Here is a 15,307-nt window from a genome sequence, read left to right as displayed (position 1 = left end):
GCCTCTTAATCTTTCGAGCTACTTCTTTCGTGAATCTCTTAGCGTGAACAGTGCATTATGAATTGGGCCGATTGGGCAATTATTGCTATTTTAGCTGTGTCTTCGGGCATTGGGCTGATTCGCGGTTTTGTGAAGGAAGCTTTTTCTTTGGTCGTTTGGGTTGCGGCTGTTGTTATTGCCAAAACGTTTAGCCCACAGCTCGCTACATTACTGTCTAATGTCATTCAAACGCCATCACTACGTGAATTGGCGGCTTTTGCTACATTGTTTGTCCTCACTTTAATTGTAGGCGCAATGGCAAATTATTTAGTGGGAGCACTCGTTAAAATGACGGGGCTTTCCGGTACAGACCGCTTACTCGGTGTACTTTTTGGCGTAGTGCGTGGTTTTATTATCACTATGCTTATTATTGTATTTTTACCGGCTATTGTGCCGGTTGATCAAGACACTTGGTGGCAGCAGTCACTGTTGGTCGGTTATTTATTACAGTTTGAATCTTGGGCGCGCGAGTTGTTTTCCGCTTTTGCTGATACGGCGACCAATGTATTTGCAAGTGCTCAGCCATTGGGTGCTTTCGTTAAAAAGTATGTATAAACGTTAAAGGCGTGTTAATAGGCCTTTTAAATAATCAATTTTTAGTGGCAGCGCATTTTGGCGCGGTTGACTAAAGCAAGCTTGAGTAACTTTGAGGTAAAATTATGTGTGGCATCGCTGGGATTGTGGGTAAAAGCAATGTGAACGTAGCGCTATACGATGCGCTAACCATGTTGCAGCATCGTGGCCAGGATGCTGCAGGCATTATGACGTGTCATAATGGTAAACTTGCTCAGCAAAAGGCTGTTGGTTTAGTTAAAGATGTTTTTCGTACTCGTCATATGCGCCGTCTAGAAGGTAATATGGGGATCGGTCATGTGCGTTACCCAACGGCAGGCAGCACTGGCCCAGCGTTAGCTCAGCCGTTTTATGTCAATTCGCCCTACGGAATTGCGCTAGCGCATAACGGCAACCTTACGAATACCGAGCAATTGCGCAAAGATCTCTTTTTATCTGATTTGCGTCATATTAACACCGACTCTGACTCTGAAGTGCTACTGAATGTACTCGCACACGAAATTCAAGAGCAAGGCAAATTACGTCCCACCCCAGAAGATATATTTAAAGCCGTTGCTGGTGTTAATAACCGCGCGCGTGGCGGTTACGCTGTTGTTGCATTGCTGTCGAATTACGGCGTGCTAGCGTTTCGTGACCCGCACGGTATCCGGCCTTTGGTATACGGGGTGCGTGATTCTGCCAAAGGTCAGGAATACATGATTGCTTCAGAAAGTGTTGCGCTTGATGTCTTAGGCTTTAAATTAATTGGCGATGTGCAACCTGGTGAAGCTATTTATATCACAACAGATGGCGAGCTTCATAAGCAGCAGTGTGCCGAAAACACCCAGTTGACACCATGCATTTTTGAGCACGTTTATTTTGCTCGACCCGACTCAATTATGGACGGCGTATCCGTTTATAAGGCGCGATTGCGTCAAGGTGAGCGTCTTGCAGCTAAAATATTAAGCCAGCGCCCAGATCATGATATTGACGTGGTGATTCCCATTCCTGACTCTAGTCGGGTTGCTGGGCAAGCTTTAGCGCATACCTTGGGTGTTAAGTTTCGCGAAGGATTAGTGAAAAACCGTTATATTGGCCGTACGTTTATTATGCCGGGTCAAAAGTTGCGTAAAAAGTCTGTGCGTCAAAAGCTTAACCCGATTGATTTAGAGTTCCGTGGCAAAAATGTACTCTTGGTTGATGATTCGATTGTGCGCGGCACCACGTGCCAGCAAATTATCCAGATGGCGCGTGATGCTGGTGCTGCCAAAGTGTATTTTGCCTCTGCTGCGCCTGCCGTGAAATACCCTAATGTTTACGGTATTGATATGCCTTCGGTTAATGAGTTAATTGCTCATGGCCGCACGGATAATGAAGTATGCCAAGAAATTGGTGCCGATTGGTTAATCTATCAAAACCTTGAAGATTTAATTGCGGCCTCTGGTGAGGGTAACCCTGATGTGCCGAAGTTTGATTGTGCCGTCTTTGATGGTAAGTATGTCACCGGTGACGTTGATGAAGCTTATTTGTTACGCTTAGATGAAGCCCGCAACGATAGTGCACAGACCGGTGACAGTAACGATGATGACGCCATGGTCGGTATTCAAAACGCATAATATGGCTGAAATTAGCTTTCAATGTCATGAGTGTTGAATAGGCTTATATCTTGTGGTGACGGTTAAAGCATTTTGGCTGTTGCCCTAGTGAAGCGCTGCAATAATAGGCAGCGCTTTTACGATCTCGGCCTCGGCCTCGAGTAGTGTGTCCATTCGGGCCTCGATGATATCCGTATCAAAATACTGATATGCGAGCTTTAAAAATAAGTCATCGTGGCGGCGCTCTGACTCGGTAATGGCTAAATAGAACTTTTTCAAATCGCCTGCTGGCAAGGCCTCAGCTATTAGCCCAAAGCGCTCACAGCCTCGCGCCTCTACAATACTGCCTATAAGTAAGCGGTCTAAAAAATATACGTCGGTGCCTTTGCGCATAAGCTTTCTGAAAGCGTTAATGTAGGTATCTTTGGTGTCGGCAGCTAAAATTAGGCCGCGTTGGTGCAAAATTTTAACCACATCTCTAAAGTGCACCATTTCTTCAAGAGCTAGGTCGCACATGGCCTCTACGAGGTCAGTTTTATCGGGGTAGTGACTGAGCATTGACGTTGCCATGCCGCTGGCTTTTTTTTCGGCGGCAGCGTGATCGATTAAAAAATCATCAAAATTGGCGAGCACGGTGTCTACCCAGGCTTTGGGGGTGGCGTATCTTAAGGCGTAGGGTTTCATTCAAGGGGTCCCTCGAGGTCGGTGATTTTGCAAAAGCGGGCAGCATTATAACGGGTGATATATAATAGCGCTCTTTTAATGCTGGCTAACGCTGAGGTAGCGCGTACAGCCTGAGTTTTTGACTAGTGAGTTTTTTTGACTATTGCCCTTGGCGGAGACAGGACCCTTATGATTATTAAGCCAAAAGTTCGTGGATTTATTTGTACCAATGCTCATCCTGCTGGTTGTGCGGCTAATGTCGCGTCGCAAATCGACTTTGTTAAAGCGCAAGGCGCTGTGGCCGATGGCCCTAAAAATGTCTTGGTGATTGGCTCTTCTACAGGTTATGGCTTGGCTTCTCGCATTACAGCCGCTTTTGGTTCGTCGGCAAAGACACTGGGTATCTGTTTCGAAAAGCCCGCGACTGAGCGCAAAACCGGCTCGGCGGGTTTTTACAATGCAGCCGCCTTTGATAAAGCAGCTAATGCAGCGGGCTTATATGCCAAAACCATCAATGGCGATGCATTTTCTAACGAAATCAAAGCCAAGGCGCTGGAGTTGATTCAAGCGGATATGGGTAAAATTGATTTAGTGGTGTATAGCTTGGCATCACCGCGCCGTACCGACCCCAATACCGGCGAAACTTACAGTTCGGTGCTTAAGCCTATTGGTAAAAGCTACACCTCTAAAAACCTTAATACCGATACGCTTAAAATTGCCGAAGTCACAATCGAGCCTGCTAGCGAAGAAGAAATTGCCAATACCGTTAAGGTTATGGGCGGCGAAGATTGGGAGATGTGGATGGACGCCTTACAAGAAGCTGGCGTACTCAATGACAACTGCAAAACGGTAGCTTACACCTACTTAGGCGATAAGCTAACTTGGCCAATCTACGGTAAAGCGACTATTGGCAAGGCAAAAGAAGACTTAGATCGCGCGGCAACGGCTCTCAATAGCAAACTGGCAAGTTTAGGCGGTCAAGCTAACGTGGCGGTGCTTAAAGCCTTGGTGACCCAAGCGAGTTCTGCAATCCCTGTTATGCCTTTGTATTTATCTATTTTGTATAAAGTGATGAAAGAAGAAGGCACGCACGAGGGGTGTATTGAGCAAGCTTATCGCTTATTTACCGAAGGCTTGTATACCGCAACGCCTCGTTTAGATGATACCAACCGTTTGCGTATGGATAATTTAGAGCTGGCTCCACAAACCCAAGCCAAAGTTGAAAAGCTTTGGGAGCAAGTGACCGAAGAGAACTTACTCGATATTACTGACTTTAAAGGCCATCATGAGGCGTTTTTAAACTTGTTTGGCTTTGAAAGTCAGGGGGTTGATTACAGCGAAGATGTTAACCCTTTGGTTGAGCAGACGTTTGTTTAGCGTACTTTTTCGCTCACTGTTAAAGATCGAGTATTAAAACCTATGTCGCGGCCTGTTTTTCGTAAAGCTCTATTGGCACCTCAATACTGGTTAACGTGGTTGAGTTTTGGTATTTGGTGGCTGCTTGCGCAGCTGCCTTATCATTTCCAGCTTTGGTTAGGTAGGCGTCTTGGGCATGTTATGGCGCGTTTTGCCAAGCGACGCGTAGCGATTGCTAGGCGTAACCTCGAGCTGTGCTTTCCTGAGCTTGATGATGCGGCGCAACAACAACTGCTGCGTGAGCATTTAGAGTCGGTAGGTATTGGCTTTTTTGAAATAGGTATCGCGTGGTTTTGGTCACGTAAGCGCTTACAAAAGCTGGTGACTTACCAAGGGCTTGAGCACTTGCAAGCGGCCGAAAATGCAGGCGAAGGCGTGCTGTTAATGGCTATGCATTTTACTCATGTGGATTGCGGGGGAATTTTTGCGGCCTTAGAGCACTCCATTGATTGCAGTTATCGCAAGCATGCCAACCCGGTGTATGACTTGATACAGCGTAGTTGTCGTGAACGTTTTAATGATGGTAATTTAGCGATTGAGCGCAGCGATGTACGTACAATGATTCGGCAGCTCAAGAAAGGGCGTGCAATATGGTACGCTCCCGATCAAGATTACGGCGCTAAGCACAGTATTTTTGTTCCATTTTTTGGTGTGGAGGCGGCTACTATTACTGCAACCAGCCAAATTGCCCGCTTGGGTCGCGCGAAGGTTATTCCTTTTACTTGCCTGCGTAAGGCCGGAGGCGGTTATGAATATAGAGCTTACCCTGCGCTAGAGGGTTTTCCTTCAGGTGATGAATTCATTGATACCAAGCAAATTAATCAATTTGTTGAAATGGCGGTTAGGCAAGCACCCGAACAGTATTTGTGGGTGCATCGGCGCTTTAAAACGCGCCCATCAGGCGAAGAAGACGTGTATGCTCAAGTGGGTATTTCCCGTGGTAAGCGTCAGTAGGCTTGAGCAATGCGGAGGCTAGTAAGGTGTTATCGCTCTATCACTTAAAGTGCCACCTAAACGACGCCTAGCATCTGGCGCTACTTGTCACAAGGCAGGGGCGTTAGTAATATGGCGACCCTTTAATTATTACAATTCATATATCGTTGGAGATAATCATGTTTCGAGGCAGCATGGTGGCGTTAGTTACGCCCATGAAAGCTGATACATCTATTGATTGGCAAGCACTACATGATTTGGTTGATTGGCACTTAGAGCAGGGCACACACGGTATTGTGGCTGTCGGTACAACGGGCGAGTCGCCTACTTTAGCGATAGATGAGCACATTGATGTGATTCGACGTGTTGTTGACCAGGTTGCTGGCCGTGTTCCAGTGATTGCGGGCACCGGTGCAAACTCGACTACTGAGGCGGTTGAACTGACTAAGGCCGCCAAAGATGTGGGCGTAGATGCATGCTTGCTGGTGACCCCGTACTACAACAAGCCTTCACAAGATGGCTTATACCAACACTATGCGCATGTCGCGCAAACGGTGGACATTCCTCAGATATTGTACAACGTACCGAGCCGCACGGCTGTTGATCTTAAGCCGCAGACAGTCGGTCGCTTATCACGTTACCCTAATATTATAGGGATCAAGGAGGCCACAGGCGATTTGGCTCGGCTAACGCATCTTAAGCCATTGGTGGTACCGGGGTTTATTTTGTTAAGTGGTGATGATGAAACCGCGTTTGATTTTTTGAAGCATGGCGGTCACGGTGAGATCTCGGTAACCGCTAATGTGGCGCCAGCACAGGTGGCTAGGATGTGCGATTTAATTGCCGATGGTGAACTTGAAGCGGCAAAAAGTATCCATGATGCCTTAATGCCGCTGCATAAGTCTTTATTTTTAGAGGCTAACCCTATTCCTGTTAAATGGGTGCTTGAGCAAATGGGGAAATGCGAAAGTACCTTAAGACTACCGTTGACACGGCTTGACCCGAAGTTTCAGCGCGCCGTAAAAGAAGCTATGCAGCGCTGTCGTCTGATGTAAGTTTTTAAAAAGTTAACTTTTTAGAGGGCTAACGGCATAAGCATTAGTTGGCTTTACGATGGGTTATTAATAGAAGTGCTAGTACACCGTAGTCATGAATACGCAAGCGTCACGAATAGGTCCCAGTAATTAACAGAGAGAATAGGCCCTAGTAATTAACAGATAATAGTCATTAGCAGACAATAGTGACTAAATAAACAACGAGAAGATGATTTGTGAATAAGGTTTTAGCAAGTAAAGCACTACTGGGTGGTGTGTTGGCGGCCATGGTTACTGGCTGCGGGGTACTTCCTGATCGCGCTAACCAATACAAAGAAGCTGGTGTAATCGAAGAAATTACGTTACCTGAAGGGATTGCAGCCACGCCTATGGAGTCTGCTTTTGCTGTACCGCAAATAACGGTTAATGAATTCGATTATATTGATAGCGATGACAAGCAAGTGGTACCGCGACCTGCTGCTATGAGCCAAGACTCTGAATACGCACGCGTTAAAATTCAAAAAGTAGGCGGTCGCCGCTGGGTCTTAGCTGAGGCGCCAACGAGTCAAGTATGGCCTTTGGTGCAGAGCTTTTTGGCACGCAATGGTATTTTAGTCGACAAGGCCCGTCCTAAAACGGGTGAAATAGACACTGCTTGGTTAAGCTTTAAAGTGGATGCTAATACTAAAAGCCGCTATCACATTCGCATAGAAAAAGGCGTGCGTGAAGAGTCGTCAGAGATCCACGTGCTGCACCAGCAAGTTGGTGCCAGTCAAAGCGCCGACTCATGGCCGGCACAATCGAGTGATGCTGAGCGCGAAGCTTGGATGCTCGATGAGTTGGCGGTGAGTATTGCGCAAGGTATTAGCAATCGAGCTGCTTCACTATTAGGGCAGTCAGTAGGCGGTCAAGAGAAAATCATATTGCGCCGCGAAGGCGAAGAACCTGTTTTAGATATTTACTTAGACCGTGAGCGGGCCCAAGCAACACTGGCTCAAGCACTCAACAAAGAAGGCTTACATACCTGGACCGAAGATGCCGAACATGGCTTAATATATTTTGGTTATGACGACTTAAGCGATGAGCCCGGTTTTTGGAAAAAAATAACATTTCGAGGTAACGACGATGTGCCTGAGGTGCCTCCCGTCGATTTGCCAAGCTTAATTGCTGGTATGTCGACTAGTGCTACAGCCTTATTTAGTGATGTTCCTGGTTTTGCCGTCAAAGCCAATGCTAAGCGTACTATGGGATACTTGTTAAGAGTACGAGAACAAAACGATAAAATTGTGGTGCGCATTCGCAATACTCGCGGTGAGCAGTTACCGTTTCATGAGGCCAAACAGTTAATGTTTGTGATTCGTCGGAATCTGATTTAGGTCGCATTGTGTGTGACTGTGTGATTGAAAAGGCCTCCGGGCCTTTTTTTGTGGGTTTTTAGAAGGAATGGTTATGCAATTTGCCTCTTTAGGTAGTGGGAGTGAGGGCAATGCAACGCTGATTCAGTCTGGCGAAACACTGCTGTTACTGGATTGTGGTTTTTCATTAAAGGGTTTAAGTGAGCGCTTAAAACGTTTGGCTTTAACGCCTGCCGATATTACAGCGGTTTTGGTCACCCACGAGCATGCCGATCATATTCGTGGTGTTGGCCCGCTTACCCGTAAATACGGTACAGCCGCTTACATGAGCGCCGGAACTGCTAGCGCTAAAACATTGGGTAAAATCCCACATACTACGGTGATAGCAGCGGGCGAGATACTCAAAATTGGTAGTGTCGATATTGAGGTGCACAGTGTGCCGCATGATGCGCGTGAGCCAACACAATTTATTTTTAATGCATGTGGCCGGCGTTTGGGGGTACTCACAGACCTTGGGAGTATTCCCGATGAGTTGGCACAGCGCTATAGCGATTTAGATGCATTGCTGCTAGAGGCGAACCACGACCCCGAAATGCTTGCACGAGGTTCCTATCCGGCCAGTCTTAAGCAGCGTGTAGGTGGCTACTGGGGGCACTTAAGTAATCAGCAAAGTGCGCAGTTAATTGAACAGATCAATGTCGGTAGGCTTCAGCATTTAGTGCTCGCCCATATTAGTCAAAAAAACAATAGTCAGGCACATGTTATGGCTGCTTTTGCAGGCCTACCCGCAGCTTATCATTTGCTGCAATTGGCCGATCAAAATACAGGCTTTGATTGGCTACCCATTACCTAAAAAAGGATATCCAAAGCAGTCAAAAATTTGCGTGCTAAGCTTAAATAAATATCCAGTGTCAGCGGTTTTATTGAGTTTGCTATTGTGAGGAGCACGGAATGGATAGAGTAAGTCTTTCGACAGAGGATCGCAGGCGATCAGAGCGTACATCGGCCATTATTCGGGTTGAGTTAACGCATCCTGCATTTGGGACTTTAGTCGGTAGTACCCGAGATATTTCTGATGGTGGCGCTCAGGTGCATATTGAAAATGAGCTGATTCCGCCAGTGGGCACCGAGGTCAATGTTATTTTCAAAAAAGTGGTTGGCCCTGTCAATGCTGAGCCTGTTGCTATGAAGCTCATGCATGCCCACAAGAATGTGGTGGGATTAATGTTTTTAGCGCGTTAACTGAACGAACACGGCTGTAGCGTGAAATATTCAGCAAAGATTCACGAAATCGTTGTAAAGTGGCTGCCTAAATTGTTTAGGTGGCCATTTTTTGTTTCTTTTAGCAGGTTTAGCGCCTCACAGAGTAATGCAAATCATGAGTGCACAGATTAATTAATGATATTGAGGAAATGTTTATGCGTCGTTTAGGTATTGCAGTTTTGGCTCTTTCTTTGTCTGCTTGTTCAACTCTAGATCCTTACACCGGCGAGAAAAAAGTGGGTAACTCAACAAAAGGTGCGGGTATTGGTGCGCTAGCGGGTGCTGTGATTGGAGCAGCAACAGCAAGTAAAAATGACCGAGAAAAAGCGATTTTGACGGGCGCAGCATTAGGCGCAGCGACCGGTGGCGGCATTGGTTTTTACATGGATAAACAAGAAAAAGCGTTGCGTGATCGATTGGCAGGTTCGGGTGTGCAAGTGCAGCGCGAGGGAGATAATTTGCGCTTAATTATGCCTGGTAATATCACCTTTCAAACGGGTAGTGCTCAGATTCTGGGTAATTTCTATGATGTATTGGATTCTGTGGCTGTAGTGCTTAAAGAGTTTAAAGATACCTCTATTTTAGTGGCTGGTCATACTGACTCTGTGGGTAATGATAGCTCTAACCAAACATTGAGTGAGCGTCGTGCTTACTCTGTTAAAAACTACCTAGCATCAGCAGGTATTCCATCAGGCCGTGCACAAGCGATAGGTTTTGGTGAGCGTTACCCTGTTGCCAGTAACAGCACTGCACAAGGTCGTGAGCAAAACCGTCGTGTTGAGCTAGAGTTAGAACCTCTTAAATAAGTATACGTATAGGTCGTAAGCCTCAGTGATGTGCAGTGTGCGATAGTACATGGTTGAGGCTTTTTTTTCGCTAATGTATACGCACGCAGTGTAAAATGACCGCCTCAATCTTGTTGGCCATTAAAGAGTTATTGATCATGTTTAAAGTAGGAGCGCTTGCTGCCGTTTGTTTAGTGAGCTTTTTGACCGGCTGTGCAACAGCAACAGCGCCCCCGGCAACCCCAGAAGATCCCTGGGAGGGTATGAACCGTGCTGTATTTAGGTTTAACGATCGCCTTGATCATTGGGTGGCTAAGCCTGTAGCCAAAGGCTACCTTGCTATTGCTCCGAGTTTTGTCGAGACCGGTGTCGATAACTTTTTTAGTAATGTGTCCGAAGTGCCGAATGTTTTCAATGGTCTTCTTCAGGCTAAATGGAAGCAAGCAGGCTATGATAGCGGCCGCTTTTTGTTAAATACCTTTGCTGGTCTGGGTGGATTAGTTGATGTGGCTACAGAGGCTGGGCTACCCAAAAGTCAGAGAGAAGACTTTGGTCAAACACTGCGCTTGTGGGGTGTTCCGCAGGGCCCCTATCTGGTTTTACCTATACTGGGGCCCTCGACTATGACGGCTTTGGCTGGTCGACCGGTGGACTGGTTCGTTAGCCCGATCTCTCATCTATCAAATAAGCCTTTGCGCTATGGTTTAACGGCGTTAGATTATACGAATATTCGCGCAGGGCTCTTAGAGGCCGAAGGTTTGGTCAGTGGCGACAAATATTTGTTTTATCGCGAAGCTTATTTACAAAACCGTGCGTTTTTGGTGAATGACGGCGCTGTTGAGGATACCTTTGGCGGTGATTTAGAAGATTTTGATGACTTCTAAGTGTACGCGCAATCTTGTTTTCTTAATGTGCTTTTTTGAGTGCACATCTTATTAGCGCGGTGATATATGTGCTTATCGCCGCGCTTCTCATCGGTTATTTTCAGCGTTAGGGTTAATGTTGGATTGATCGTCGATAGCACATGGCGATAAGATATTTACCGGATTCGTGAGCGGCCTGCCCGCGAATAACATGCCCTTTAATATCCAGTGTGGGCCCGCTAACGCCGGGCGAGCGAATCGTAACGCCAATAAACTGATTAACCGGTAAATTCTCTTCTAGTTCTAGTAGAGCACCGCTGCCGCTCAGGTTGAGGCATAGGCCCTTTTTTTGCACGCCGTTATCATCTGTAATAATGGCATTGGCGTTGATCTCCATGCGAATAAAATCACGTTTTTCTTCATAATTTCTGTTGCTTAGGCTCAGTGTGCTATTTTCTTGTGGTGTTGTCATAGCTCTTCCTCTTTAGTGTCCGCGGTTGTGGGCTTGGGCGCTACTGTATTTCGATTAAATATTGTGTCGCTGTAGCTTTGACGCTACGGGATATGACTTGATTACTCGCAAAGATCAATCCACCAAAGTGATCGATGTGTATTGTGAATGCGCAATGATTCTTTTGGCGCCATTTTTTTGGTTTTAGAGCGCTTGCATGGCCCTGTAAGAGAGGGTAGTGTTACCACTGCGCGGCTAGGGTCGATATTTGCGGCATGATGGTTACGGACAATGACCAGAATTTATTTTTGATGGAGCATTTTGCATTCTTTTAATGCGTTTTCTGATGCGTTTTTAATGCACTTTGATGAGGCAATGGTAATTCGATGAATCAAGCCTTCAAGGCAAAAGCGATGGGTAAAACTGTTGTTTTAATTGATGACGACCTTTATACAAGAGACCGGCTTCAGGTTTATTTGCACGAATGTGGTTTAAATGTCGTCACATTTGATAGCACTGTTTGTGCTCGCGATTACTTGGAGTATGAATCGCCAGATATTGTGATTACAGATTTACGCTCGCCCGAGTTATCGGGGCTTGAGCTTTTGCGTGCGGTAAATCAGCTCGACAACCCCGTGCCTGTTATTTTAATGTCGGGTATTGGTAATGTTTCTGATGTTGCTCAGGCGCTGCGCTTAGGGGCTGCTGATTATCTCATCAAGCCCATATTAGACTTTGATGTGGTAGTGCATGCTGTTGATCAGGCGTTGAATATGCGCTTACTCAAGCAGGAAAACGAGGCTTATAAAGCGCGTTTAGAGGCGATGAATCAAGAATTGCTACATACTGTGCAACTGCTAGAGCGTGATCAGCAAGCAGCCAAGCAAGTGCAGCGTAATTTATTACCCATCACGCCGGCTAGCTATGGTGGTATGACTTTAAGTCATCGTATTTTACCTTCACTGTATTTAAGTGGAGATTTTATTGATTATGGTTATATACACCAGCGCTACATCGCTTATTACTTAACGGATGTCTCGGGGCATGGCGCTTCTTCGGCGTTTGTGACTGTTTGGCTAAAGCAGTTGGTGCGCCGGTTGTTTCGAGAGCGGCAGCTGTTCCAGGACGTGCATGCATTTAAAGACGTACCTGCACAATTACTGGAGGTAGTTAATCGCGAATTAATGCAATCGAGGTTTTTTTCACATTTAACCAGTGTAGTGGGCGTGATTGATGCTAATACACGAGAAATGTCTTATGTGATTGCTGGGCACTTACCGCTGCCTTTATTGATTACCCCCGAGGGAGAGGTGGAATTCTTAGAAGGAAAGGGTAAGCCTGTGGGCTTATTTGAAAATGCCACTTGGTGGGTGAATACAGTTAAGTTACCCAAGGGGTTTCAGTTGGTGATTTTTTCAGATGGTATTTTAGAGACACTCCCTGATAGTGACTTGCTTGATAAGGAGCAGCGATTGTTAGCGGCTGTTAAAACCTGTGTGAGTCAAGAGCCGTCTTCTTCTGGTGTTGAAGATACAGGGGGGCGCCTAGCAACTACACTCTCATTAGATGCTATCGCTTCTGGTTTGGGCTTGGAGTTGGATCAAGAAGCGCCTGATGACATTGCGATGGTATTAATTCAGGACTCTTCATTACCGGTTGGTATGTAGATTCTATAAGCGGTATAAGTTGAATGGCAGGTCAAATTTTAGTAGCAAGCAGTGATGGCTCCTATGTTATTCGTTTAATCGGCGATGTCAGAATGGTGCTGTGCTTATCATTTGATAAGTTTATTAATGCAATGTTCGAAGATTCAGCGTTCCATACGGTAGTTTTTGATTTAAGGCAGGCGGTCGCAGTTGATAGCACCACGCTGGGCTTGATGGCAAAAATAGCACTGCGCTGTATGAAAGCGCACATGAGTAAGCCTGTGCTTTTATCTGAATCGACAGGGATGCTCAGACTACTTGATGTTATGGGTTTTGAGGATATTTTTATCATTAGTCTTGGCTGCGATGGCGCTGACGTCAATGCTGAAGCATTAGAGTGCGAAGAAGGCACAGAAGATTGCTTTAAGCGCCAAGTTTTGGATGCACATAAGGTTTTAATGTCGCTCAATGAACACAATAATCAAGCCTTTAAGGCGCTTGTCGAGAGCCTGGAAGGTAACTAGCTATAGAAGGTCACTGGCCAAAAATAATGATGAGTGACAGCCTTAAATAGTATTTATAGTGAGTGTTAATAATAAGCGCTAATTACAGTACATGCTAACAGCGCGAGTAGCAGTTTAGTATTCATCGTAAAGATTTACGTAATGACTGCATAGCTATTGGTGTGAAAAAAGTAGCTGTTGTAGTCCTCTATTGGATGCCCCCAGTTGTGGGGTTTTTTAATACATGGGCTGTTAATAGTGATGCAGTGAATAATATAATCAATTAATGGCTAACAGCTAAGCGATCTAAGTTTATGTAAATAAGAGTCTATTCAGCAATGTTGCTTTAACGTTTAACACATTTTTTACGGCGCAGATTGCTTATTCTGTATTGAATAGCCTTTATATTAATTAAAGAGAGTGCGGGTTGGCTACCTAGTACAGTGGCGTGCGAGTAAAATAAATAATGCTAAGTCTACTACTCAAAACAGAAAAAAAACTGCTTGCTTTGGTGGTGGTAACCGTATTGGCTGTTGTATTGCGGCCTTGGATATTGGTTTCTAGCCATGTTATTGATCCTCGTGAAGGTCATACGCGGCGTATTTATGACGATGTGCTAAATGGCGGTCTTAGCGAGGTACATTGGCTTGATAAAGATCAGGATCAGTGGCAATGCATTATTAAAGAGGGCTTTAATTACCCCTATTGCGGCCATGAGCTTTATCTTAATAACAGCTTTGTTGATGGCGTTAATTTGAGTAATTATAAATCGATGCGATTATGGTTGCGCTATGATGGCCCTGCTAAAACGATTCGCGTGTTTTTGCGTAATTATGACCCTGCCTACAGTCGCGATGATGTGTTGAAATCAACAAAATATAATGCACTAGAATTTGAAAAAGAATTATTGGATGAAAGTGGTTATTTAGAATTGAGCTTTTCAGATTTTTCGGTGGCAGATTGGTGGCTGCAAGAGCATGAAATTCCGCTGCGCCATTCTTATTCTGATTTTAAAAATATTGTGATCATTGAAATTCAAACCGGTTCGGGTCAAGACTTTGGTGTGCATGATTTCATGTTAGATCGTATTGAATTTAAGCGACAGTTAATATCGACAGAAAGCTGGTATTTAGGCATCATTACAGCGTGGATAATTTTTATTTTAGGTTTTTTAGGCTTTCGCGTCATGAGCCTAAAAAAAGAACTCAATGATCGCCATTTTAAAGAAAGTGAACTAACGCAGTTAAATACTTTGCTAGATAAGCAAGCCAAAAATATGGAGGTTAAAGCAAAGCGTGACCCACTCACGGGTGCATTTAATCGCGAGGGTGTAGAAGAGTCTTTGGTAGACGCTTTAAATGAATGGCATGTTAGTGCCAAGCGTCTATCCATTATTTTATTGGATTTAGATCATTTTAAGCGTGTGAATGATGCTCAAGGGCATGCCGCAGGTGATAATGTGCTTGTCGAATTGTCATCGTTGGTGACACGAAATGTACGTGCATCTGATTGGTTTGCGCGCTGGGGTGGTGAGGAGTTTTTGTTGGTGTGCTGTAATAGTGAGCTCAGTGAAACGATTGCGCTAGCCGAAAAACTTCGTCGATTAATAGAGCGACATAACTTCAGCGTGAGTATACCGATTACAGCCAGTTTTGGTGTGGCCGCGATACAGGTCAATGAAAGCCTCGAAAACCTGTTTAAGCGCGCAGATGAAGCACTGTACAAGGCAAAGCGAACAAGCCGCAATCGTGTAATGGCTTCTGCAGATGAGTGATTTATCGTGTCTGAGCGAGTATTACTGAGCAAACGCCTTTCTCGCAACTATTCAGTCAAGCTGACAAACCTGACTTGGTGGCGTGTTTATGGATTTTTGTCTGGGTATTTAAGTAAGCTCGAGGCCTCGTAGAGACAGCAAGGGTAATGCGATGCACCTGTATAGGGGAATATAAATTAGACTTTGCTGGAGTATACAGTCAAGGGGTAAAAATCATAGGTGGTTTGGGTGGCCCAAGTAATGATTCATAGGTGCTGATTTTCGCGACCCCTAAATAATTATTTTTTATCTATCTGTGATTTCAAACCTTCTGCCGGTGCTCGGTTTTTGATACCTTAGGCGGTTGCGCTACTTCATTATTTGTGCGTTTATTTTTTAATACATGAAGCGTTAGTTTTACCTGTATAACCGGTAGTTAGTTTTGAGTATAGATGT

At 45.2% G+C, this 15,307-nt stretch carries 15 protein-coding genes; 13 read left to right on the top strand and 2 right to left on the bottom strand.

Features of this window, described 5'->3' with window-relative positions; genetic code table 11:
- Positions 1–57 precede the first annotated feature (57 nt).
- Together AC438_RS10985 and purF are read left to right on the top strand one after the other, a co-directional pair.
- Positions 58–594, top strand: coding sequence for a CvpA family protein (locus tag AC438_RS10985; RefSeq protein ID WP_053981306.1), 537 nt, complete (start codon positions 58–60; stop codon positions 592–594).
- A 104-nt stretch (positions 595–698) separates the two neighbouring features.
- Positions 699–2,207: an amidophosphoribosyltransferase gene (gene purF, locus AC438_RS10980; RefSeq protein ID WP_053981305.1), complete on the top strand. Its 1,509-nt coding sequence runs from the start codon at positions 699–701 to the stop codon at positions 2,205–2,207.
- A gap of 84 nt (positions 2,208–2,291) precedes the next feature.
- On the opposite strand, the gene AC438_RS10975 is transcribed toward purF, so the two are convergent.
- Positions 2,292–2,870: a tRNA-(ms[2]io[6]A)-hydroxylase gene (locus AC438_RS10975; protein ID WP_053981304.1), complete on the bottom strand. Its 579-nt coding sequence runs from the start codon at positions 2,868–2,870 to the stop codon at positions 2,292–2,294.
- A gap of 168 nt (positions 2,871–3,038) precedes the next feature.
- On the opposite strand from AC438_RS10975, the gene fabV reads away from it, so the two are divergent.
- From fabV to AC438_RS10935, 8 genes are all read left to right on the top strand, one after another.
- Positions 3,039–4,226, top strand: a complete 1,188-nt coding sequence (fabV, locus tag AC438_RS10970) for an enoyl-ACP reductase FabV (RefSeq protein ID WP_053981303.1) — start codon at positions 3,039–3,041, stop codon at positions 4,224–4,226.
- Positions 4,227–4,268: 42 nt separating this feature from the next.
- Positions 4,269–5,219 carry an LpxL/LpxP family Kdo(2)-lipid IV(A) lauroyl/palmitoleoyl acyltransferase gene (gene lpxL, locus AC438_RS10965; RefSeq protein WP_053981302.1) on the top strand — a complete coding sequence of 317 codons (951 nt, stop codon included), beginning with the start codon at positions 4,269–4,271 and terminating at the stop codon, positions 5,217–5,219.
- 158 nt (positions 5,220–5,377) lie between these two features.
- Positions 5,378–6,253 carry a 4-hydroxy-tetrahydrodipicolinate synthase gene (dapA, locus tag AC438_RS10960; protein ID WP_053981301.1) on the top strand — a complete coding sequence of 292 codons (876 nt, stop codon included), beginning with the start codon at positions 5,378–5,380 and terminating at the stop codon, positions 6,251–6,253.
- Between the two features lie 215 nt (positions 6,254–6,468).
- Positions 6,469–7,608 (top strand): outer membrane protein assembly factor BamC, encoded by a 1,140-nt coding sequence (gene bamC / locus AC438_RS10955; protein WP_053981300.1) that lies wholly within the window; start codon positions 6,469–6,471, stop codon positions 7,606–7,608.
- Positions 7,609–7,681: 73 nt separating this feature from the next.
- Positions 7,682–8,440: an MBL fold metallo-hydrolase gene (locus tag AC438_RS10950; RefSeq protein ID WP_053981340.1), complete on the top strand. Its 759-nt coding sequence runs from the start codon at positions 7,682–7,684 to the stop codon at positions 8,438–8,440.
- A 98-nt stretch (positions 8,441–8,538) separates the two neighbouring features.
- Positions 8,539–8,829, top strand: coding sequence for a PilZ domain-containing protein (locus tag AC438_RS10945; RefSeq protein ID WP_053981299.1), 291 nt, complete (start codon positions 8,539–8,541; stop codon positions 8,827–8,829).
- A 176-nt stretch (positions 8,830–9,005) separates the two neighbouring features.
- Positions 9,006–9,656, top strand: coding sequence for a YiaD family glycine zipper/OmpA-like lipoprotein (locus AC438_RS10940; protein ID WP_156312444.1), 651 nt, complete (start codon positions 9,006–9,008; stop codon positions 9,654–9,656).
- 95 nt (positions 9,657–9,751) lie between these two features.
- The gene (locus tag AC438_RS10935; protein ID WP_238376371.1) at positions 9,752–10,519 is read left to right on the top strand and encodes an MlaA family lipoprotein; all 768 of its coding nucleotides are present in this window, start codon (positions 9,752–9,754) and stop codon (positions 10,517–10,519) included.
- A gap of 112 nt (positions 10,520–10,631) precedes the next feature.
- Here AC438_RS10935 and AC438_RS10930 read toward each other — a convergent pair whose 3' ends face one another.
- Complete coding sequence (locus tag AC438_RS10930; RefSeq protein WP_053981297.1) at positions 10,632–10,970, bottom strand: PilZ domain-containing protein; 339 nt, start codon at positions 10,968–10,970, stop codon at positions 10,632–10,634.
- 365 nt (positions 10,971–11,335) lie between these two features.
- Here AC438_RS10930 and AC438_RS10925 point away from each other — a divergent pair, with 365 nt between their 5' ends.
- The 3 genes from AC438_RS10925 (at position 11,336) to AC438_RS10915 (ending at position 14,872) form a co-directional block, all read left to right on the top strand.
- Positions 11,336–12,616: a SpoIIE family protein phosphatase gene (locus AC438_RS10925; protein WP_053981296.1), complete on the top strand. Its 1,281-nt coding sequence runs from the start codon at positions 11,336–11,338 to the stop codon at positions 12,614–12,616.
- Positions 12,617–12,639: 23 nt separating this feature from the next.
- Entirely contained in the window at positions 12,640–13,119 is a 480-nt protein-coding gene (locus AC438_RS10920) for an STAS domain-containing protein (RefSeq protein WP_053981295.1), read from the top strand.
- Positions 13,120–13,564: 445 nt separating this feature from the next.
- Entirely contained in the window at positions 13,565–14,872 is a 1,308-nt protein-coding gene (locus AC438_RS10915; RefSeq protein WP_053981294.1) for a GGDEF domain-containing protein, read from the top strand.
- The last annotated feature ends 435 nt before the right edge of the window (positions 14,873–15,307 follow it).

Source organism: Marinagarivorans algicola (assembly GCF_001292705.1).
GTDB classification, from domain to species: domain Bacteria; phylum Pseudomonadota; class Gammaproteobacteria; order Pseudomonadales; family Cellvibrionaceae; genus Marinagarivorans; species Marinagarivorans algicola.
This window is presented reverse-complemented; position numbering and strand designations above follow the sequence as displayed.